This is a genomic window from Clostridioides sp. ES-S-0049-02 (assembly GCF_020658465.1).
Taxonomy (GTDB): Bacteria; Bacillota; Clostridia; order Peptostreptococcales; family Peptostreptococcaceae; genus Clostridioides.
This window is the reverse complement of sequence record NZ_JACVWG010000011.1, coordinates 51,409-73,154: the sequence shown is the minus strand read 5'-3', so window position 1 is coordinate 73,154 and position 21,746 is coordinate 51,409. Positions and strand designations below refer to the sequence as shown.

Here is a 21,746-nt window from a genome sequence, read left to right as displayed (position 1 = left end):
TTTATTAACTAAATTTAATGTAGAAGGTGTTAGATTATATGTATTCTTTGTTAGTAGATTAAAAGTTAAAAATATACTATAATTAGATAACATAAAATAAAATGCCAATACAGGGGGAATTAGATAATGAAATATGAAGAAGCATTAGAATATATATCACAAACCAATAAGTTTGGTATAAGATTAGGGTTAGAGAATATTGGAAAATTATTAGAACTGTTGGGAAATCCACAAGAAACTTTAAATATAATACATGTAGCTGGAACTAATGGAAAAGGTTCAGTGTGTTCTTTTATTTCTAATATATTAAGAGAAAGTGGATATAAGGTCGGCTTATACACATCTCCATATCTAGAAACTTTTGCTGAGCGTATAAGAGTAAATGGAGAGAATATACCACAAGAAGATGTTGCTAGAATAATTGGTTTAATAAAAGAAAAGATAGAAGTCATGGTAAGCCAAGGTTATGCATATCCAACTGAATTTGAAGTGGTTACTGCAATGGCATTTTATTACTATTCCGAGCAGAAAGTAGATTTTGTAGCTTTAGAAGTTGGATTAGGTGGAAGATATGATGCTACAAATATAATAACAAAATCACTTGTAAGTGTAATAACATCTATAAGTTTAGACCATACAGGAATACTTGGAGATACAATAGAAAAAATAGCATATGAAAAAGCTGGTATAATAAAGGAAAATGGAATAGTACTTGTATATGACCAGACTGATGAAGCAAAGGATGTTATAAAGTCAGTTTGCAAAGAAAAAAATGCAAAATACATAGAAGTTAATTTTGATGATATAAATATAAAAAAATCAAACATAAACTCTCAAATATATGACTGTAATATAATGGGAGAAACTTATAAGAATCTTGAAATAATGTTGATAGGTGAACATCAAATAAATAATTCTATATTGGCAATGAGTGTACTAAAATATCTAAAAGATATAAAAAAATTAGATAATATAAGTGAAGAATCTATAAGAAAAGGTCTTATAACTACTAAATGGCCAGGAAGAATAGAAAAGATAAAAGAAAGTCCAATATTTATAATAGATGGAGCACATAACGAAGATGGAGCAAAATCTTTAGCAAAAGCACTTGATAAACATTTTAAAGACAAAAAACTAACTTTATTAATAGGCATGTTGGAAGATAAAGATATTGATGGTGTCTTGGACATACTAATGCCTAAATTTAGCAAAGTAGTGACAACAACTCCTAATAATCCAAGAGCTATAAATTCAGATATATTAAAAGAAAAAATATTAAAATATGTAAGTGATGTAACATCAAAGCATGAAATAGAAGATGCAGTTAATTATACATTGGAAACATCAAACAAAGATGATATTATAATAAGTGCAGGTTCTTTATATATGATAGGCACAGTTAGAACTTTGGTAAAGAAATTATAATCTTATAAAATAAATACATAGATATAAATATATGGATATAAATAAAAGATATATAAAGAGGAGTTGGCTAAAATAATAGACAACTCCTTTTTTAATGAAATCAGTTTTTAGATTAGCGTATCACTATATATTAGTAATATCTATATAGATTGACGAATAGCTTTAGATAATTGGTCTGGGCAAGAAGTACCCTTACCTCCACAATCAATACCATTTAATTTATCAGCAATTTCAAGAGCATTTTGACCAATTATTAAACTCTTAAGCCCTAATAAATTTCCATTACATCCGCCTATAAACTCAGCATCAACAATCACATTATTTTCATCAACTTCAAAAAACATCTCTCTACAACAAACACCACTTGGGTTAAAAGTAACCTTCATAAAAAAGACCTCCATTAATTATTATTTCATTGTGTCAACATCAATAATAATACCAAATATATGTATAATAATGCAACTATAAAGCATAATACAAGCTAATAAAATAATATATTATTGTAGTATATGTATTGTAGAGAGGAGGGGTTATGTGAAAATCTATATTTCTAACTACCTATCAAAGAGCATTAGTATAGTTGATTATTCTACACTTGAACTAGAAAAAGAAATAGTATTAGAGGATAATATATATCCACATCATTTTTGCATAGAAAAGGAAAAAAATTTGATATACATACCTAGTTCGAGCAATGGAATACTATATGTTTTAGACTTAAGTAATGATAAAATAATTGATACTGTTTCTATAGGAGGAAGTCTTAGTCAAGTTATGCTTAGTGATAATGAGCTATTTGTAGCAAATGAAGATTCAAATAGCATATATGTGTTGGATAAAAATACATTAAATCCAATAGGAATCATTGGTGTTGATAATATGCCACATGGATTTGATTTTGACAGAGAGAGTAAAAAGTTATATGTACCATGTATAAATTCGATAGTATGTATAGACACAATAAATAAAAGTATACAAAAGAAAATCAATATGGACTTTAGAGCATGGCATATAGCACTTGATAAACAAAAGAAAGAAATGTATATATCAACACTTGATGGAAAGCTTGTAATAGTTGATGAAGTAAGTATGGATATAAAAAAGGTATTATATGAATTCTTATTGCCAGTAGAAATAAGGTTTAATTATAGTGGGAAAAAAGTTTATGTTGCTGACTTGGGTTATAATAATGTAAGAATTTTGGATTATACAACAAGTAAATATATTGGAAATATTGAAATAGATGGAATTCCTCAGGGATTAGAAATATCTAAAGATGAAAAGTTATTATTTGTATCAGATACTCAAGAAAACTCAGTTAAAGTATATGAAACTGCAAATAATAAATTAATAAAAGTAATCAAGGTAGGAAAAGAGCCTACAACTATAGTTTGTTTGTAGGCCTTAATGTATGTCTCTTATAAGTAAGTCGATAACTTCAGCATACATATAAGATGCATTGTTTTTCCAATTGTTACAAATAAGTTTTGCTTGTTTCTCTGATGAAACATTTAGATTTAAATCTATTAAGTTAGATTGATTTTCTATGACTCTAAGATTGACAATAAATTCATTATCACTTTGTTTTACGAAGCTAGATTTTACTTGAGTATCTGCTAGTAAATTTTCTTTATTAGAATCTATATACTTGTCTATTTTTTCAGTAACACTAGTAGGTATTCGATTAAAAAAGTATTCTAGACTTTCTACACCTCTTTGAGTAAGAGCATAATATTCTCTGTCAGAGTCTTTATATGTAGTCAAAAACTTAGATTCCATAAGCTGAGATAAAAGCTGTTGTAATGAAAAGTAATTCATCATTTCAGTCTCTAATACTACTTGAGTTATTTGAGAATTAGTTAAATCCATTTTAATTTTTTCCAATATATACAAAATTAAAAGTTTGTGATAAGCTAATTCTTCAGATGAGTTTTCAAACATAAATATCATCCTCCGTCAAACTATTTCTATATATAATATATTAAACTAATTTATACAAAATTAAAAGAATAATTTGTATAGTATCATTAATCTTTAACAAATTAGATAAAATTAATTTTATAAATGAAGACAAGAAAACAGGGCTACCAATCGGCAGCCCTGTTGATACCCAGGTGTCAAAATTTACTATCTATTTTCCAGCCATTTGTCTTTCAGCCATTTCAACTAATTTCTTAGTCATGTATCCACCAACATATCCATTTTCTCTAGCTGTTAAGTTACCTTTGTCTATGTTTTCATAGTTAGATAAACCTATTTCGTTAGCTATTTCTAATTTCATTTGATTTAAAGCTGCTTTTGCTTCTGGCACTACTGTTCTGTTTGAATTTGACATAGTAAATTTCCTCCTTAAATAATTAGTTTATGATGTCTAACAACACTTTTATTTATGTGATGTTAATACTAATTTCTCCAAAATAAAAATAATATATACAGAAAAATAAAGGTAAAAATGTAAAAAATATAAAAAAATTAAAAAAAGTAGTATTTTAAAGGATTTAATTGGCCTAATATAGAGTTTATTTTTTTATTTGTTGTCCTATAAATTAAATATTACAGTACTTTTTTGAGCTAAAAAAAAATAAATTTTAAATATAGAAGAATTTATTTAAAAGGGGGAACAGTATGAAAAGAGAAGTTAAGAGAACTAAAGCTTTAATATATAGTGTTTTATTTTTTTCATTATTATTGGTACTAATATTTGCTCTTGTTTATGGAATAAAATATGTGTGCTCTAAATCTGATAACTCAAAAATGCCTATATATAGAGTTGATACAAATGAGAAAAAGATAGCTCTGAGTTTTGATGTTGCTTGGGGAACTGATAACATGGATGATATTCTTAAAATTTTGGATAAACATAACATAAAAGCTACTTTTTTTCTAGTTGGTAGTTGGGTGGATGATAACAAAGAAATTGTTAAAGCTATAGATGAAAAAGGACATGAGATTGGAAATCATTCAAATACACATGCTAATTTAAAAGAGATATCAAAAGAGGATATAAAAGAAGAAATAGAAACTACATCGGAAAAAATATTTAGCATAACAGGTAAAAAGACTAATCTATTTAGACCACCTTTTGGAGACGTAAACAATAAAGCTATGGACATTTGTGGGGATTTAGGTTATAAAGTAATTAAGTGGGATGTAGATTCGATAGATTGGAAAGAGCTTGGCCCAAATCATGTAATTGAAAAAGTAATAAAAGAATCTCAGCCTGGTTCAATAGTTTTATTTCATGCTAATATAAATGATGTAGATAACTATTTGGACACCATAATAAATAGACTTAAAAAAGATGGATATAGCTTAGTAAAAATATCTGATTTATTATATAAAGACAATTACATAGTTGATTCTAATGGAGTACAAAAACTAAAAAATTAATAATTAATAAATGTATATTTTTAGCAGTGTTGTGGAAAATTATATAGTATATGTTAGAAAAGTGTCGATAAAAAGACGGTGTCTGTTTTTTGACACTTTTTTATGTATGTATGTAATATCAATAATTATAGATTAAATCAGTAAAAAAAACGTCTAATAATTGACTTTTTTTTATTGGGTTTAAATGATTAAATTGAATTATAAACGCTGTAAGATAGTATTTTCAAAGGGTATAACTTTGTTTAAAAGTTGGCATAGAAATTGCTTTGATAATAAGCGATATGTTCTATAGAAATAAACAATATGTTAAAGTCTTGTAATAGAAAAACAAGATTAATATTATTTGAACAGCTTATAAAAAAAATTAATATATTTAAGGGGGCGTACTAGTTGAACAAACTATATTCTATTTTATTAAAACAACACGTTGGTGGTCCAGATAAGCCAGTAGTAAGTGTTGGAGATGTAGTAAAAAAAGGAACTCTAATCGCAGAACCAGCTGGATTAGGAGCAAATATTTATGCCAGTGTTAGTGGAAAAATAAGTGAAATAAATGACCAAGCTATAGTAATTGAAGCTGATGAAGCACAAGATGATACTTTTGAACCATTAAAAGGAGAAAGTATACTTGACTTAATTAAAGAAGCTGGAGTTGTAGGAATGGGTGGAGCAGGATTCCCTACTCATATAAAATTAAACATAGATTTAAAAGGTGGAACAATATTAGCAAATGCAGCTGAATGTGAACCTTTACTAGCTCATAACATAAAAGAAATAGAAGAAAATCCAGAAATAGTTTACAAAGGTATAAAATATGCTATGGAAGTTACTAATGCTGGAAAAGGTATGCTAGCAATAAAAAGCAAACATCCAGAAGCAATAGCAGCATTCAAAAAAGTAATAAAACCAGGAGACAATATAGAAGTTGCTGAACTAGTTGATATGTACCCAATGGGAGAAGAGAGAGCTATAGTAAGAGATGTTCTAGGAAAATTACTTGAGCCAACTCAATTACCTTCAGAAGCTAATGCAGTAGTAATAAACGTAGAAACATTAACTAGAATAGTAGAAGCTGTTGAGCAAAAAAGACCAGTTATATCTAAAAATATAACTGTAGTTGGTCAATTAAACAGTGGAAAAGAATCTATAGTATTTGAAGATGTGCCAATCGGAACTACTGTTGGAGAATTAATTGAAAGAGCTGGTGGAATAAAAGGTGAATATGGTGAAATAATCCTAGGAGGACCTTTCACAGGAAAAGCTACTACTTTAGATACTCCAATAACTAAAACTAGTGGTGGTATAATAGTTACTATGCCATTTGTTAATGAAAAAAGAAAAATGGGTCTTTTAGTCTGTGCATGTGGACCTAACGAAGAAAGAATGAGAGACATAGCAGCTAAAATGGGCGTTACTGATATAGTATCAGTTCAAAAATGTAAACAAGCTCAAGAAATAAAAGGTGCATTAAAATGTGAAAATCCAGGACACTGTCCAGGACAAGCTCAAAAATGTATAGAATTTAAAAAAGCTGGAGCAGAAGTTATATTAATAGGTAACTGTACTGACTGTAGTAATACAGTAATGGGTTCTGCACCAAAATTAAAATTAGGTGTATATCATATAACTGACCATGTAATGAGAACAGTTAATCACCCATTAATAAGAAGAATAAAAGGTGACGTAAGATTAAAAATAAAATAATTAATTAATGTAAAATCATATATTAATTAATGTAAAATCATATAATAAAAACATCTTTAGAAGTGAGTCTTAAAAATTACTTCTGAGGATGTTTTTTTATGTAATATATAAGTTAAATTTATAAAATATATAAATGAAATGGAAAAAATAGACAAAAATTAATCTATATTGTATAATAATGACAATAGCTATTAAAATTATATCAGACAAAAATAGTAAAGCTCAAGTATGTGATTTGTGTTGACATATATAAATTAAATTTAGTTAACTATCCAATAGAGTAAAAGTTTTTGTGTTATTTAAAGATACTCCATGGTATCTTTTTTAGTATAGAAACGAATTTTTGTCTTATATTAGAAAAATTATTTTGAAATATTAGTTTGTATTTTAATACATTCATAAAAAGTGCACTTAAAGAGTTAAAGCATTGAACAAAATATTAAAAAAATAAAAATTACAAAAACCTATTTATAGAAACTTTGAAGTATATCTTAAATTTGGGCACTTAAGGGATATATGGAGTTAGTAGTGCAACCTGCTATAAATATAAATAGGAGTAACTTTTAATTATCAAAAATATATAAACAGATATAATAAAGTACATAAATCATAGTAAATATAAATAAATATAAAATATATTTTTGAAATAGCTCCCTACATTCATAAAGAGTGTAGAGTGGCAGAACATCTGCCCAAAACTCCTTTAATTGCTGGAAGTTCCTAAAGCTAACTAAACCACAACATAATCATGAAATAAGGATAGATGTGATAGAGTGTCTATTTGATAGATACTTGATGGTTACGAAAGTAGAAAAAATTAGTTAGATAGCATAAGGTTAAATCCTAAGTGCCTTAAAAATGGATAATCAGCAGGTAAGCTTCGAAAAGAAGAAACTTCAACGACTAGAGAGAAATCTCGTACCTACAAGTGTGGGGAAATGGGGAGTACCTAATTATTAGGTAATGATATAGTCTGTGCTTAATAGAAATATTAAGAAGTTCATTAGAGAACTGGTTAGGATTAACGACCCTAATTGAACACGCTAAAGATGTATTGTGGAATCAAATCTATACAAGAATATAATATTTTGAATTATATTAGATAGATACAATATATATTTTTAGTATCAGGAGAATTTTGAAAGTAAAAATTAAAAAATCAAGCATAATTAGTTTAGCCATCGCTTTTAGTATGGTATTTGCTACATTTACGCCAATAGTATCTTACGCTGCTGAAATGAAGGGCAAAGATGTAGTTCTTGATGGTGAGAAGCCATCAGAGGGACAAACTCCAGAGGGAGAACAACCATCAGAGGGGCAAACTCCAGAAGGAGAGCAACCATCAGAGGGACAAACTCCAGAGGGAGAACAACCATCAGAGGGGCAAACTCCAGAGGGAGAGCAACCATCAGAGGGGCAAACTCCAGAAGGAGAACAGCCTTTAGAAGAACAAACTCCAGAAGAAGAACTAGTAGTAGAAGAAATGAACTTAAAGCAAAATATTGAGAAAATTCTTGATATGACTTTATCTCAGATAACTAAAATTGTATATAATTTCTGGGAAGATGAAGAATCTGTAAAAACAGATGAACAATCAGAAATTAGACAAGTACTTACTTCAAAAGATCAAAATTTACATCTATGGTATGATAAAAAAGCAAAAGTAAAAAATACATGTTTACTAAAAGAAGATGGTTCAAATAGACCTTATTATGATATAAGATTTGATGATATTACAAAGACGTTAACTTTTGATTATATAGTAGAGGGTCTTATAGGCGCAAGTACTAAAGATAACAAATATATAATAGATGGAGAAGATGGCGAACAAACTGCATTTTGTTATAATAATCATCTAAAAGCTCCAACCAGTGATGGTAAGAGTCCATATTTACCAGCAGAAGATTTTAATGGTCAAGAAAATAAAAATGAAGATGCAATTAAATCTATAATCTATGCAGGTTCTGAATTTGATGGATTTGGATATAAACAACAGTTCAATTTAGGTGGAGAAGAAAATGAAGGTGCAGTTTATTCAGCAACTCAAAGTGCAATATGGATTATGCTTGGACAAGTGGATGAACAAGCAAAACTTAAACAATATCAAGGAAGTATAAACTTTTATGATATACTTATAGAAAGTGCAAAGACTGAAGAAGAAAAAGTTGAATATCAAAAAGGTAAAGAACAAGCAATAAATATAAAAGCTTATTTAGAAGCATTGTTAGATGCAGGTCATAAACAACTAAAACCAGATGATACAGGAAAACCTAGCCTAAGCAATGGTTCAACTGATATTAAATTTGATAAAAATGAAGATGGAACTTATGAAACAGAAGCTATAGCTTTAGTGGGTTATAGTGGTGTAGTTAAGTTAAGATTGCCAAATGGAGTAACTGCCTATGACGAAGAGGGCAATATAATAGGTACAGGTGAAGTAGAAGTTTCAACACAACATAAATTTAAACTTAAAAGTGTTGAAAAGCCAGATTCAAAGGCTAATATCTCTGCAGTATCTTATGATTATATTTTCCCTAAAGCTATTCAATATTATAAGTCAGTTTTTGATTTTGGAGAGAAAGACCATTCATCTTTATTACCAGCTAGTAAGCAAAATTTATTGAGTTATACAATAGAACAAAAGAATGGTGAAGAAGTTAACTTTAATATAGGTTTACCAACAGATGGAGGTTCAGATGTAAATCCACCAGTGCCACCAACAGATGATACTGTAAATCCACCAGTACCACCATCAGGAGGAGGAGACTCAAATGGACATAAGCCATCACCACCAACAGATGACACAGTGATAAATCCACCAGTGCCACCAGCAGATGATACTGTGATAAACCCACCAGTACCACCAACAGATGATACTGTGATAAACCCACCAGTGCCACCAACAGATGATACTGTGGTAAATCCACCAGTACCACCAACAAGTGATACAGTGGTAGATACATCAGTACCATCAACAGATGATACAGTAATAAACCCACCAGTACCACCAACAGATGATACAGTGGTAAAATCACCAAAAACAGGTGACGAAACTCAAATAATGTCATATGTATTTATTGGTATAATTGCAATTTGTGGATTAGGGTATCATTGTAAAAGAGCAAAAAATTAATCTAGATTATTATTTATTAAGTTTAAAAATACATTGTCTCAAATTGATTTAAAAATCGTTTTGAGACATTTTTTTTGCGTAAGTATAACTTATTTTAAAGTGTACACTAACTGTTTTATGAATAGAAAAATGGTTTGAAGGTGAAAATAGTATTGAAAAAGTAATGTACTAAGTATATAATTCATTTGATTTTATTTGTATGAATTAAAAGTCAATTTTAGTGATTATACAAATTTAGATATTAATCTCTTAAGAAATTTTAATATTAATTATTCAATAAATTATTATTATAATATGCTAGAATAAATATATATAAATAAGTTTTGATGAGGTACTACTATAAAGGGGGGACTTTATGTTTTCGATACCAGAAGTAAAAAAAGTAGAAGAAGTAATGGATACAAAATTTACAACTATAGACGAAGACACAAAAATAGAAAGTGCAATAAAAGAAATGATAAGAAGTAATACAAAAACTCTAATGGTAATAGATTCATCTAGTGAATTAAAAGGAATTATATCTATGACTGATATACATAATCTTTATGAGATGCATAAAAAATATGAAGGCCAACCAGTAAAACTTATAATGAAAAAAGATGTTATATATGTCAGTGAAGGCTTAACCTTAGATGAGTGTAGAGATATAATGATATTAAAAAATATAGGTATTCTTCCTGTGCTTAGAGATAATAAAATCATTGGTGTCTTGAAACAAGAGCATATTAGAGATTATTTATACATGCATTTAGAAGATTATGGATTAACTTTAAAATACATTATAGGTCAGATTAAAGAAGGAATTTGTGCTATAAATAATGAAGGTGTTGTAATTTTATGGAATAATTTTATGGAAGAAAGGTATGATATAAAGTCTGAAGACATAGTGGGTCGACCGATGAACGAGTTTTTGGAAAATACTATTTCAGAAAAAGTACTAAATAGTAAAGTCGGTATGAGTGATTTATATTTTACTGACAAAAAAGAAAACATGTATGCATTAGTTCATGCAAATCCTATATTTTATAAAGAAGAATTCATTGGTGTTGTATGTACTGAAGTAGACGTTACAGAAGCTAAGATATTAGCTCTTGAACTTGAAAAAGTAAATGATACATTAAAATATTTAAAAGATGAAGTAAAAAATTTATCTAAAGGTAGCTTTGACAAGATTTTAGGTAAAAGTTATAAATTGGAAAAATCGAAAGCGATTGCAAAACAAGTAGCTAGAACCAACAGTAGTATATTCATTTGGGGCGAAAGTGGTACAGGTAAAGAAGTATTTGCTAGAGCTATTCATGATTATAGTGAGAGAAAAGGTCAATTTATACCTGTTAACTGTAGTGCTATACCAAATGAATTATTTGAGAGCGAATTTTTTGGTTATGAATCAGGTGCATTCACTGGAGCAAGTAAAAAAGGTAGAATAGGTATATTTGAACTTGCGAAGGATGGAACAGTATTTTTGGATGAAATCGCAGATTTACCTCTTAGTATGCAAGCTAAATTGCTTAGAGTATTGCAAGAAAAAGAAATAAGACGAGTTGGTGGAGATACTACAATAAAAATAAATCCTAGAATAATATCAGCTACTAATAAAGATTTAGAAAAAATGGTAAAAGCAGAAAAATTTAGAGAAGATTTATATTATAGATTAAATGTTGTAGAAATAAAAATACCACCTCTTAGAGAGAGAAAAGAAGATATAGGATTATTAGTGCATAGTTTCTTGGAAGAAATATGCAAACAAAACAATAAGCCTGTTCTTACAATAAGTAAAGATGTAATTGATATATTTCAAAATTATAGATGGAAAGGGAATATAAGGGAATTAAAAAACACAATTGAAAATATTGTTGTCCTATCCCAAAATCCTAGAATAGAAGTAGATGATGTACCAAGCTATATGATGGATTCTAGAAATAACAATACAGAGGAAGAAGAATATCCTCTAGATTTGACGAAAGCTACTCAAAAGATTGAAGTAAAAAATATAACAAAGGCACTTAAAATGTCTAATGGAAATAAAGCTAAAGCTGCTAAAATATTAAACATACCAAGAACTACGTTATATTATAAGATAGATCAGTATAAAATAGATGTGTCTAAAATATGACACATGACTAAATTTTGACAAAATAATAATCTTTAATTTGAAACCAAGCAAAATCAATGTTTGGAGTAGTATGATATATGTGACTGTGTTAAAAAAAATAAAAAAGTGTTGATTAATTGACACTTTTTTTGTTTTGAGAAAATGTTTCCAAACATAAAAAACAGGGTGTTGTAAATAAATAGTTATATAATATTTGGCTAAAAATAGCGATAGAGGAAGGTTGTATTATAGAAAATATCTTTTTGTTAATAAGTTGGCATAGGAATTGCTTATATATAAAGTGACTTCAAATGAGAAAAAAATAGTATTAATTATGACGATTTATGTAAGTTGAAAAGTTTTAACACTTAGGGCTGTTAGTAGGGAACAGTAAATATGTTAATTATTAAGAGTGTTAGGGCATCAATATAAATTAAAAATCAAATGAAGGAGGCATTTTATTATGTCAATAACTTTAGAAACAGCTCAAGCCCATGCAAATGATCCAGCAGTATGCTGCTGTAGATTTGAAGAAGGAACAATAATAGCACCAGAAAACTTAGAAGACCCAGCAATATTTGGAGATTTAGAAGATTCAGGATTATTAGTTATTCCAGAAAATCATTTAACAGTTGGTCAAGTATTAGGAGCTAAATTAACAAAAACTTTAGACGCATTATCTCCAATGACTACAGATAATGTAGAAGGATATAAAGTAGCAAAAACAGATGCTGAAGAATCTGCTAAAGAAGTAGAAGCTCCAGTAGCTCAAGTAACGCCAGCTCAAGGTGCTACAGTTCAAGCTACAACAGGTCAAGTAATAAAAATACACATAAAAGAAGGTAAAGATATAAACTTAGAAATACCTTTGAAAATAGCTGCTCAAATGGGAGTAGTACCACAAAAATAATAGTTGAAATATAACTATTAAAGCCGGTTTTAATTTACTTGATTCCTCAGTTAAGGGGTTACCTGTTGAGGAATCGAGATTTAAAATAATAAATAAGAAAATAATGTAAGGAGGTATTTTATACTATGTCAATAACTTTAGAAACAGCTCAAGCCCATGCAAATGACCCAGCAGTATGTTGTTGTAGATTTGAAGCGGGAACAATAATAGCACCAGAAAACTTAGAAGATCCAGCAATATTTGCAGACTTAGAGGATTCTGGATTATTAACAATACCAGAAAATGGATTAACTATAGGTCAAGTACTAGGAGCTAAGTTAAAAGAAACTTTAGATGCTCTATCTCCAATGACTACAGAAAATGTAGAAGGATACAAAGCAGGAGAAGCTAAAGAAGTAGTAGTAGAAGAAGCAGTAGTAGAAGAAGCTCCAGCAGCTTTAGAAGCAGTAGTGCCAGTAAGCACAGGAGTTTTAGGTGAAACAGTTAAAATACACATAGGTGAAGGTAAAGATATAAGCTTAGAAATACCTTTATCAGTAGCTGGTCAAGCGGGAGTTGTTGCTCCAGTAGCAAACGTTGCTGCTCCAGTAGCAGGTGCAGTAGCAGAAGTAGCTCCAAAAGCTGAAGAAAAGAAATTATTAAGAAGTTTAACTAAAAAACACTTTAAAATAGACAAAGTTGAATTTGCTGATGAAACTAAAATAGAAGGAACTACTTTATACATCAGAAATGCAGCAGAAATATGTAAGGAAGCTAATGACACTCAAGAATTAGTTGTTGATGTTAAATTAGAAATAATAACTCCTGATAAGTATGAAACTTACAGTGAGGCTGTATTAGATATACAACCAATCGCTACTAAAGAAGAAGGCGAATTAGGTTCAGGTATAACAAGAGTTATAGATGGAGCTATAATGGTATTAACTGGTACAGATGAAGATGGAGTTCAAATAGGTGAATTCGGTTCTTCAGAAGGTGAATTAAACACTACTATAATGTGGGGTAGACCAGGTGCTGCTGACAAAGGTGAAATATTCATCAAAGGTCAAGTAACAATAAAAGCTGGAACTAACATGGAAAGACCAGGACCTTTAGCTGCTCACCGTGCTTTTGATTATATAACTCAAGAGATAAGAGAAGCTTTAAAGAAAGTTGACAACTCTTTAGTAGTAGACGAAGAAGTAATCGAGCAATATAGAAGAGAAGGTAAAAAGAAAGTTGTTGTTATAAAAGAAATAATGGGACAAGGTGCAATGCATGATAACTTAATATTACCAGTTGAACCAGTTGGTACATTAGGAGCTCAACCAAACGTTGACTTAGGAAACATGCCAGTTGTATTATCTCCACTTGAAGTATTAGATGGTGGTATCCATGCATTAACTTGTATAGGACCTGCATCAAAAGAAATGTCAAGACATTACTGGAGAGAGCCATTAGTAATAAGAGCTATGCAAGATGAAGAAATAGATTTAGTAGGTGTTGTATTTGTTGGTTCTCCACAAGTAAATGCTGAGAAATTCTATGTATCTAAGAGATTAGGTATGTTAGTTGAAGCTATGGAGGTTGATGGAGCTGTAGTAACTACTGAAGGTTTCGGAAACAACCATATAGATTTCGCATCTCACATAGAGCAAATAGGTATGAGAGGTATACCAGTAGTTGGTGTAACTTATTCAGCAGTTCAAGGTGCTCTAGTTGTTGGTAATAAATACATGACTCACATGGTAGACAATAACAAGTCTAAGCAAGGTATAGAAAATGAAATATTATCAAACAATACATTAGCTCCAGAAGAGGCTATAAGAATCATGGCTATGCTTAAAAATGCTATTGCAGGTGTAGAAGTTAAAGCTCCTGAAAGAAAATGGAATCCAAATGTTAAGTTAAATAACATAGAGGCTATAGAAAAAGCTACAGGAGAAAAAATAGTATTAGAAGATAATGAGCAATCTTTACCAATGAGTAAGAAGAGAAGAGAAATATACGAAAAAGACGAAAACTAAAATTTAGATAATAACTAAGATTTAGATAACAATATAAATTTAGATCCAAGTTTAAAATAAGTATAGAGAGGTAAAATTATAATGGATAGATTAAAATATATCTCATCAGAGACTTTTTATGAGGGTGTTATAGTCGAAATCATGGGTGGTGGAGTAACTATAGACCTAAAAGGTAGACTTGGACAATTTAAAATACCTAATAGAATGCTTATAACTGACTACGAACTTAAGATAGGTCAAGAGGTTGGATTCATGCTAAGCTATCCTGAGGTATTAAGTCCAGAACCTAATCATGAGTATGTAGAAAATATTAGGAGAGAAAAAGAAAAGCAAGCAGAAATGCAAGCTAAAAAGAAGCAAGAAGAAGAAAAATAATAATAATTAATCGTTTGAAAATAGAAGGGAGAGGAAATATATGAGCCTTACAACAGTACAAGGACTTCAATCTGAAATATTTGTTCCAATAACACCTCCTCCAGTTTGGACTCCTGTAACTAAAGAATTAAAAGATATGACTATAGCTTTAGCTACAGCAGCTGGTGTTCACTTAAAATCTGACAAGAGATTCAATCTAGCAGGAGATACTACTTTTAGAGCTGTACCTAACACAGCTACAGTTGATGAAATGATGGTATCACATGGTGGATACGATAATGGAGATGTAAATAAAGATATAAACTGTATGTTCCCTATAGATAGACTACATGAATTAGCTGCAGAAGGATTTATAAAAGCAGTAGCTCCTATGCACTATGCATTCATGGGTGGTGGAGGAAACCAACATGTCTTCACTGAAGAAACTGGTCCTGCTATCGCTGCTAAACTTAAAGAAGAGGGAGTAGACGGTGTAGTCATGACAGCTGGCTGAGGTACTTGCCATAGAACTGCCGTGATCGTGCAGAGAGCAATAGAGGAAGCTGGAATACCTACAATAATAATCGCAGCTCTTCCTCCAGTAGTTAGACAAAACGGAACTCCTAGAGCAGTTGCTCCATTAGTTCCAATGGGTGCTAATGCTGGTGAACCACATAACATAGAAATGCAAACACATATATTAAGAGATACATTAGAGCAATTAGTTGCTATACCATCTGCTGGTAAGATAGTTCCATTACCATACGAATATAAAGCTCACGTTTAAAATGTACTTTATATTTGAAAATACAAAACCCTTCTCCTACATAAGTAGGAGAGGGGTTTTAAGAACAAAGGTGGCTATTATGGAAGAAAAAATAATGAGAAGACTTGTTATAAAACCGTTTCATATGAATGAAGTTAATTTCGGTTCAAAAACTTCTATAAAGAAAGATGTACTTACAATTGATTTATCAAGTATAGATGAAATAAAAGCAAGAGAAGATTTAATAACAGATATAAAAGTAGATATTATAAAACCTGGAGACTATGACAGGGAAATTAATACTATTATGGACATTATACCAATATCAACCAAAGTTTTAGGCAGATTGGGAGAGGGAATTACACATACTTTAACTGGTGTATATGTAATGCTAACTGGTGCAGACGAAGATGGAAATCAAATGCATGAATTTGGTTCTTCAGAAGGAATTTTGAGTGAACAAATGGTGTTTGGGAGATATGGGACTCCATCAGTTGAAGACTATATAATCCATGTGGATGTAACTCTTAAGGGAGGTTTACCTTTCGAAAGAACACTTCCACTTTCAGCATTTAAAGCATGTGATGATTTTATACAAGAAATAAGAACGTCTTTGAAAATGGAAGACGGAAGAAATGCTACTCAAGTTCGTGAATATTTTGACAAAATTCGACCAAATGCAAAAAAGGTTGTCATAGTAAAACAAATAGCAGGTCAAGGGGCTATGTATGACAATCAGTTATTCTCAAAGGAACCTAGTGGTTTTGAAGGAGGAACATCAATTATAGATATGGGAAATGTACCTATGATTATATCTCCTAATGAATATAGAGATGGTGCCCTTAGAGCTATGACTTAAGAGAGGTGGATATTATGGGAATAGGACCTTCAACAAAAGAAACATCTCTTCATCACTTTAGAGACCCACTTTTGGATATAGTTGAAAGTGATAAGGATGTAGATTTACTTGGAGTAATAGTAGTAGGAACTCCAGATGGAAATGAAAATAAAACTTTTGTAGGACAGAGAACAGCTGCTTGGCTGGAAGCTATGAGAGTAGATGGAGCTATAGTCTCTTCAGATGGTTGGGGAAACTCACATGTTGACTATGCTAATACATTTGAAGAAATAGGAAAAAGAGATATACCTGTAGTTGGAGTAACATTTAATGGTACTCAAGCTAAGTTTGTTGTAAGCAATCAATATATGAATACCATAGTTGATATGAACAAATCAAAAGAAGGTATTGAGACAGAAGTTGTTGGAGAAAACAACACAAATGAGATTGATGCTAAAAAAGCTTTGGCATTTTTAAAATTAAAAATGAGAAAGCATGGATAAAAAATTTAAGTAAGGGGATGAGTTTTGTGGGAATTTCTACATCAATGAAAAACACATCACTTCAGATTTTTAGAGACCCATTACTTGATTTAATAGACAATGATCCTGACGTAGACTTGCTAGGAGTAGTTGTAGTTGGTACATCAGAGCACAATGAATGGAAATCTTTTTTATCAGCCAGGCTTGGAAGATGGGTTGAAGCATTGCGACCTGATGGAGTGATTATAACCTTAGATATGGCAGGAAACCAGCATATTGATTTTACAAATGCTATATCAGAGTTTGTAAAATCAGACATACCTACAGTAGGTCTTACTATTATGGGAGCAGATGGTCTAGTAGTTACCAATCAGTACTTAGATAAAGCTACCATAATTGATTATAAAAAGACAACAGGCTACATAGAAACAGAAGTAGTTGGAGACAATCACTTGGATGAAGTTGATGTAAAAAAAGCATTAGCTTTTCTAAAACTAAAAATGCGTAAAAACGCAAAATAAACCTAAGGGGGAATTTGATATGAAATTTAGCAGAAGTATACAAGCTATAGACTCTCATACAGCAGGAGAAGCAACTAGAATAGTTGTAGGTGGAATACCTAACATAAAAGGAAATTCTATGCCTGAGAAAAAAGAATATTTAGAAAAAAATCTAGATTATTTAAGAACTGCTATAATGTTAGAGCCAAGAGGACATAATGATATGTTTGGTTCTGTAATGACTCAACCTTGTTGCCCAGATGCTGACTTTGGAATAATCTTCATGGACGGTGGCGGATACCTTAACATGTGTGGCCATGGTACAATAGGAGCTATGACAGCAGCGATAGAAACAGGTGTAGTTCCAGCAGTAGAGCCTATAACTCATGTAGTTATGGAAGCTCCAGCAGGAATAATAAGAGGAGACGTTACAGTTGTAGATGGAAAAGCTAAAGAAGTATCATTCTTAAACGTACCAGCTTTCTTATATAAAGAAGGTGTTGAAGTTGACTTACCAGGTGTTGGAACAGTTAAATTTGATATATCATTTGGTGGAAGCTTCTTTGCTATAATACATGCAAGTCAATTAGGTTTAAAAATAGAACCTCAAAATGCTGGTAAATTAACTGAACTAGCTATGAAACTTAGAGATATAATAAACGAAAAAATAGAAATACAACATCCAACTTTAGCTCATATAAAAACTGTAGATTTAGTTGAAATATATGATGAGCCAACTCATCCAGAAGCTACTTACAAAAACGTAGTTATATTTGGTCAAGGTCAAGTTGACAGATCTCCATGTGGAACTGGAACAAGTGCTAAATTAGCTACTTTACATGCTAAAGGTGAATTAAAAGTAGGAGAAAAATTCGTATATGAAAGTATATTAGGAACTTTATTCAAAGGTGAAATAGTTGAAGAAACTAAAGTTGCAGATTTCAATGCTGTAGTACCTAAAATAAGTGGTTCTGCTTATATAACTGGATTTAATCACTTTGTAATAGATGAAGAAGATCCACTTAAACATGGATTTATTCTTAAATAGAAACAAATAAATTGGGAAATTAAAATAGAATAGTAACCTATTGCTGGTTACTATTCTATAGCTTTTAGGCTATAAGATTCAGCATATATAAAAAAATAAAAAAACAGGAGGATGGATTATGGTAGCAATCTTAAAGGCATTATACGTAGTATTCGCAGCAATCTTTGCAGTTGTATTTGGTAAAGACGTAGCTAAAGCAAACAAAGAGGGGAAACTAGAAGAACAAAGTACTCCAAAAGTTGCTGTAACAGGATTTATAACAGATTTTTTTGATACATTAGGAATAGGCTCATTTGCTCCAACAATAGCAATGTCAAAAGCTTTAAAATTAAACATACCAGATAAGAAAATGCCTGGTACGTTAAACGTAGCACATACTATTCCAGTTGTTACTGAAGCATTTATATTTACATCAATCATACCAGTTGATGGTGTAACTCTAGTATCTATGGTTGTAGCAGCAGCAGTTGGTTCATATATAGGTGCAGGAATAATAGCTAAAATGGACGAAAGAAAGATACAAATGGTTATGGGTGTGACTCTAGCATTAACAGCAATATTAATGTTATTAGGTCATCCTTGGGTTAATGTATTACCAGGTGGAGGAAATGAATTAGGTCTTACTGGTGTTAAGTTAGTAATAGGTGTAGTAGGTAACTTTATACTAGGTGCTTTAATGACAGCTGGTATAGGACTATATGCTCCAGGTATGGCAATGGTTTACTTCTTAGGAATGTCTGCAAAAGTTGCGTTCCCAATAGTTATGGGTTCTTGTGCATTATTAATGCCAGTTGCAAGTATGAAATTCATAAAAGAAGATGCATATACTAAAAAAGCATCAGTTATAATAGCTATCTGTGGTTTAATAGGGGTTTTCGTAGCAGCATATATAGTAAAAACTTTACCAATGGATATATTAAAAGCATTAGTAATAATAGTTATAGCTTACACTTCTGCTACAATGATAATGGCTGCAAATAAAAATAAAAAGACTGCTTAGTATTTATTAAATATTACAGCTAACAATAAAAATTATAAACTGCTTTGGAACGTTAATATTAATGTTCTAAGGCAGTTTTTTATTTATTAGATATAATTATATAAAGCAATTAGTGTGCCAATTATACAACATATATATAAGTTTAGTAAATTAAGTATAAATATAGCTATATTTTCTAAAGTTAAGGTGTAAACTGAAGTTAAATATTTAAATTTAATACTAGATATAAGAAAAAAAGTTAATATATTGATGTATATTAACAAAAATATTAGTATAATAAGTCGAATATAACTTATAATTTAAGAAAATTGAGTTTATAATGACTTGATAGTTATCTGAATCATTTGAATTAATTTGAAATATTGATATTGCTTATGTGTATAAATTAGCCTTGAGTTATATATGACTTAAAAGTAGATAAGGAGTAATTTAATAATTAATTTTGATTAAAATAAATAATATATTGTATGAATCCATAATAGTTTTACAAACTTTAAATCAAAAGATTAAATGAAATTTATAAATAAATAAAAAGTTTTAAACAGCAATCAAAGATTTGTAATAAAATACATCACTCACAAATATATTTATTATATAAGCTGATACCAGAAATATAAGAATTAACAATTGTGGAGGGATAAAATATGATAGCTGTTAAAGATGAGAATAACGTAGTAAACTTAAGAGGGGAGTTAGACAATAAGCTAGAATTTAGTCATGAGATATTTGGAGAGAAATTTTATAATGTGAAAATAAAGATAAACAGACTAAGTGATTCCTTTGATACACTTCCTATGACTGTGTCAGAGAGACTTCTTCAAGATATTGATATCAATAAACAAAATTTAGTCAATGTTGTAGGTCAATTGAGATCATATAATAAAACCTTAAATAATAAAAATAGATTAGTGCTTACAGTATTTGTTAGAGAAATAAAGGCTATAGAAGAGGAAAATAAAGACCCAAACAGCATATTTCTAGATGGGTATGTATGTAAAGAGCCTGTGTATAGGAAAACTCCTTTAGGAAGGGAAATAACTGATTTATTGGTAGCTATAAACAGACCTTATAATAAATCTGATTATATACCATCAATAGTCTGGGGGAGAAATGCAAAGTTTGCAAAAAACTTAAAAGTTGGTGATAGAATACAGCTTTGGGGTAGAGTTCAAAGTAGAGAGTATGAGAAAAAAATAGATGAGGATAATGTAGTGAAAAAAATGGCATATGAAGTATCTATATCAAAAATAAAAAAATTAGATGAAAATAATAATGATTAAATATTAAAAATATATTGTTTTTTCATTAAAAAAACTAATAAATTTGCTATAATAATATATTAAAAATAAATAAAGATTGTTTAAAAAAATACTAATGAAATATCTCTTGAATAGTTGCTCGCCATTTATTATAATGTAATCTGTACATAATTTATAATTGAGAAAATGAAGAGGTGAAGCATTGTGAAAAGCATATTATATCAGATAAATAGACAGCCAGTTAAAGCTAAATATACATCTGATGAATTAGAATGTTTTTTGGATACAATTGAGTATAATGTAGGGGATAAAATATTGCTTGTTGGCCATATAGGAAACCTAGGCAAGAGATTAAGAGGTCTTGGTACTTCTGTGACTATACTAGAGAATAGTAACTATGAAGATGTATGTTATTCTTTAGTATATAATGAAAATTGCAATGTAGTTAAAGGTAAGTTAGAGTTTTTGCCGTTTGATGATAATCAGTTCAACAAGATAATAATAGTAGACCAATTTAATGTTATTACAGATTGTGAAAAAGCTTCATCTGAAATACAAAGAGTTTTAAAAGGTAATGGAGAGGTTATATTAGAAGATTTAAACTTAAAAAATTTAAAAGTTAAACTAAACTATCTTAAGCATAAATTTTGTGGTTCTGTAGCAAAGATTCACTATCCACATGAAGTATTTAATATATTTTCAAGATTAAATTTTGATGGTATGATTAAAGAGTCAAATAAATTAAAATATATTTATGTGGGAAAAAGAAGATAAATGAGTTAAAATATAAATATGGATATAATATAAAAGACTAGGTTAAGCCTAGTCTTTTGTTA

The 21,746-nt window shown here is 29.9% G+C and carries 19 protein-coding genes, 1 pseudogene and 1 riboswitch; of the genes and pseudogenes, 17 read left to right on the top strand and 3 right to left on the bottom strand.

Translation table 11 applies throughout. The features are described from left to right. Positions 1-126 precede the first annotated feature (126 nt). Positions 127-1,425: a bifunctional folylpolyglutamate synthase/dihydrofolate synthase gene (locus IC213_RS17130; protein ID WP_227824485.1), complete on the top strand. Its 1,299-nt coding sequence runs from the start codon at positions 127-129 to the stop codon at positions 1,423-1,425. 140 nt (positions 1,426-1,565) lie between these two features. Here IC213_RS17130 and IC213_RS17125 read toward each other — a convergent pair whose 3' ends face one another. After that, the gene (locus tag IC213_RS17125; protein WP_227433701.1) at positions 1,566-1,811 is read right to left on the bottom strand and encodes a TIGR03905 family TSCPD domain-containing protein; all 246 of its coding nucleotides are present in this window, start codon (positions 1,809-1,811) and stop codon (positions 1,566-1,568) included. A gap of 148 nt (positions 1,812-1,959) precedes the next feature. Here IC213_RS17125 and IC213_RS17120 point away from each other — a divergent pair, with 148 nt between their 5' ends. After that, complete coding sequence (locus IC213_RS17120) at positions 1,960-2,826, top strand: YncE family protein (RefSeq protein WP_227433702.1); 867 nt, start codon at positions 1,960-1,962, stop codon at positions 2,824-2,826. A gap of 3 nt (positions 2,827-2,829) precedes the next feature. Here IC213_RS17120 and IC213_RS17115 read toward each other — a convergent pair whose 3' ends face one another. Both IC213_RS17115 and IC213_RS17110 read right to left on the bottom strand, forming a co-directional pair. Next, the gene (locus tag IC213_RS17115) at positions 2,830-3,366 is read right to left on the bottom strand and encodes a DUF4364 family protein (protein ID WP_009891708.1); all 537 of its coding nucleotides are present in this window, start codon (positions 3,364-3,366) and stop codon (positions 2,830-2,832) included. 190 nt (positions 3,367-3,556) lie between these two features. Next, on the bottom strand, positions 3,557-3,760 hold the full coding sequence (locus IC213_RS17110; protein WP_003422115.1) for an alpha/beta-type small acid-soluble spore protein: 204 nt from the start codon (positions 3,758-3,760) through the stop codon (positions 3,557-3,559). Positions 3,761-4,050: 290 nt separating this feature from the next. Between IC213_RS17110 and IC213_RS17105 the strand changes: the two genes are divergently transcribed. The 15 genes and pseudogenes from IC213_RS17105 (at position 4,051) to IC213_RS17040 (ending at position 21,684) form a co-directional block, all read left to right on the top strand. Further along, positions 4,051-4,815 (top strand): polysaccharide deacetylase family protein, encoded by a 765-nt coding sequence (locus IC213_RS17105; protein ID WP_227824484.1) that lies wholly within the window; start codon positions 4,051-4,053, stop codon positions 4,813-4,815. A 390-nt stretch (positions 4,816-5,205) separates the two neighbouring features. After that, a complete protein-coding gene (gene prdC, locus IC213_RS17100; RefSeq protein ID WP_227433704.1) occupies positions 5,206-6,519 on the top strand; it encodes a proline reductase-associated electron transfer protein PrdC in 1,314 nt (437 codons plus the stop codon). 463 nt (positions 6,520-6,982) lie between these two features. Next, a riboswitch (cyclic di-GMP riboswitch) is annotated at positions 6,983-7,068 on the top strand. Positions 7,069-7,657: 589 nt separating this feature from the next. Continuing rightward, positions 7,658-9,652, top strand: a complete 1,995-nt coding sequence (locus IC213_RS17095; RefSeq protein ID WP_227863295.1) for a Cys-Gln thioester bond-forming surface protein — start codon at positions 7,658-7,660, stop codon at positions 9,650-9,652. A gap of 355 nt (positions 9,653-10,007) precedes the next feature. Continuing rightward, complete coding sequence (prdR, locus tag IC213_RS17090) at positions 10,008-11,768, top strand: sigma-54 dependent transcriptional regulator PrdR (protein ID WP_227433706.1); 1,761 nt, start codon at positions 10,008-10,010, stop codon at positions 11,766-11,768. A 442-nt stretch (positions 11,769-12,210) separates the two neighbouring features. Further along, positions 12,211-12,472 (top strand): annotated as a pseudogene (locus IC213_RS21400) (D-proline reductase (dithiol) proprotein PrdA); the annotation flags it as partial. Between the two features lie 310 nt (positions 12,473-12,782). Continuing rightward, complete coding sequence (gene prdA, locus IC213_RS17080) at positions 12,783-14,663, top strand: D-proline reductase (dithiol) proprotein PrdA (RefSeq protein WP_227863294.1); 1,881 nt, start codon at positions 12,783-12,785, stop codon at positions 14,661-14,663. 81 nt (positions 14,664-14,744) lie between these two features. Beyond that, positions 14,745-15,038, top strand: coding sequence for a CBO2463/CBO2479 domain-containing protein (locus IC213_RS17075; protein ID WP_227433709.1), 294 nt, complete (start codon positions 14,745-14,747; stop codon positions 15,036-15,038). Between the two features lie 40 nt (positions 15,039-15,078). Further along, a complete protein-coding gene (gene prdB / locus IC213_RS17070; protein ID WP_079739805.1) occupies positions 15,079-15,804 on the top strand; it encodes a D-proline reductase (dithiol) protein PrdB in 726 nt (241 codons plus the stop codon). Positions 15,805-15,883: 79 nt separating this feature from the next. Continuing rightward, the gene (gene prdD, locus IC213_RS21070) at positions 15,884-16,642 is read left to right on the top strand and encodes a proline reductase cluster protein PrdD (RefSeq protein ID WP_255619095.1); all 759 of its coding nucleotides are present in this window, start codon (positions 15,884-15,886) and stop codon (positions 16,640-16,642) included. Positions 16,643-16,656: 14 nt separating this feature from the next. Then, on the top strand, positions 16,657-17,124 hold the full coding sequence (locus tag IC213_RS21065) for a glycine/sarcosine/betaine reductase component B subunit (RefSeq protein ID WP_054271688.1): 468 nt from the start codon (positions 16,657-16,659) through the stop codon (positions 17,122-17,124). Between the two features lie 26 nt (positions 17,125-17,150). Beyond that, positions 17,151-17,624 carry a glycine/sarcosine/betaine reductase component B subunit gene (locus tag IC213_RS17060; protein ID WP_255606343.1) on the top strand — a complete coding sequence of 158 codons (474 nt, stop codon included), beginning with the start codon at positions 17,151-17,153 and terminating at the stop codon, positions 17,622-17,624. Between the two features lie 19 nt (positions 17,625-17,643). Next, complete coding sequence (locus IC213_RS17055) at positions 17,644-18,651, top strand: proline racemase (protein ID WP_021386243.1); 1,008 nt, start codon at positions 17,644-17,646, stop codon at positions 18,649-18,651. A gap of 118 nt (positions 18,652-18,769) precedes the next feature. Beyond that, positions 18,770-19,651 (top strand): TSUP family transporter, encoded by an 882-nt coding sequence (locus IC213_RS17050; RefSeq protein ID WP_227433711.1) that lies wholly within the window; start codon positions 18,770-18,772, stop codon positions 19,649-19,651. 644 nt (positions 19,652-20,295) lie between these two features. Continuing rightward, positions 20,296-20,931 (top strand): single-stranded DNA-binding protein, encoded by a 636-nt coding sequence (locus IC213_RS17045; protein WP_227433712.1) that lies wholly within the window; start codon positions 20,296-20,298, stop codon positions 20,929-20,931. A gap of 183 nt (positions 20,932-21,114) precedes the next feature. Then, positions 21,115-21,684: a class I SAM-dependent methyltransferase gene (locus tag IC213_RS17040; RefSeq protein WP_227433713.1), complete on the top strand. Its 570-nt coding sequence runs from the start codon at positions 21,115-21,117 to the stop codon at positions 21,682-21,684. Positions 21,685-21,746 lie beyond the last annotated feature (62 nt).

Bases quoted from the DNA above. Each gene is read 5' to 3' on its own strand.
- IC213_RS17075 (WP_227433709.1), top strand. From the start codon at position 14,745: ATGGATAGATTAAAATATATCTCATCAGAGACTTTTTATGAGGGTGTT.
- IC213_RS17055 (WP_021386243.1), top strand. From the start codon at position 17,644: ATGAAATTTAGCAGAAGTATACAAGCTATAGACTCTCATACAGCAGGA.
- IC213_RS17130 (WP_227824485.1), top strand. From the start codon at position 127: ATGAAATATGAAGAAGCATTAGAATATATATCACAAACCAATAAGTTT.
- IC213_RS17050 (WP_227433711.1), top strand. From the start codon at position 18,770: ATGGTAGCAATCTTAAAGGCATTATACGTAGTATTCGCAGCAATCTTT.
- IC213_RS17115 (WP_009891708.1), bottom strand. From the start codon at position 3,366: ATGTTTGAAAACTCATCTGAAGAATTAGCTTATCACAAACTTTTAATT.
- IC213_RS17110 (WP_003422115.1), bottom strand. From the start codon at position 3,760: ATGTCAAATTCAAACAGAACAGTAGTGCCAGAAGCAAAAGCAGCTTTA.
- IC213_RS17045 (WP_227433712.1), top strand. From the start codon at position 20,296: ATGATAGCTGTTAAAGATGAGAATAACGTAGTAAACTTAAGAGGGGAG.
- prdA (WP_227863294.1), top strand. From the start codon at position 12,783: ATGTCAATAACTTTAGAAACAGCTCAAGCCCATGCAAATGACCCAGCA.
- IC213_RS17125 (WP_227433701.1), bottom strand. From the start codon at position 1,811: ATGAAGGTTACTTTTAACCCAAGTGGTGTTTGTTGTAGAGAGATGTTT.
- IC213_RS17105 (WP_227824484.1), top strand. From the start codon at position 4,051: ATGAAAAGAGAAGTTAAGAGAACTAAAGCTTTAATATATAGTGTTTTA.
- prdD (WP_255619095.1), top strand. From the start codon at position 15,884: ATGGAAGAAAAAATAATGAGAAGACTTGTTATAAAACCGTTTCATATG.
- IC213_RS21065 (WP_054271688.1), top strand. From the start codon at position 16,657: ATGGGAATAGGACCTTCAACAAAAGAAACATCTCTTCATCACTTTAGA.
- prdR (WP_227433706.1), top strand. From the start codon at position 10,008: ATGTTTTCGATACCAGAAGTAAAAAAAGTAGAAGAAGTAATGGATACA.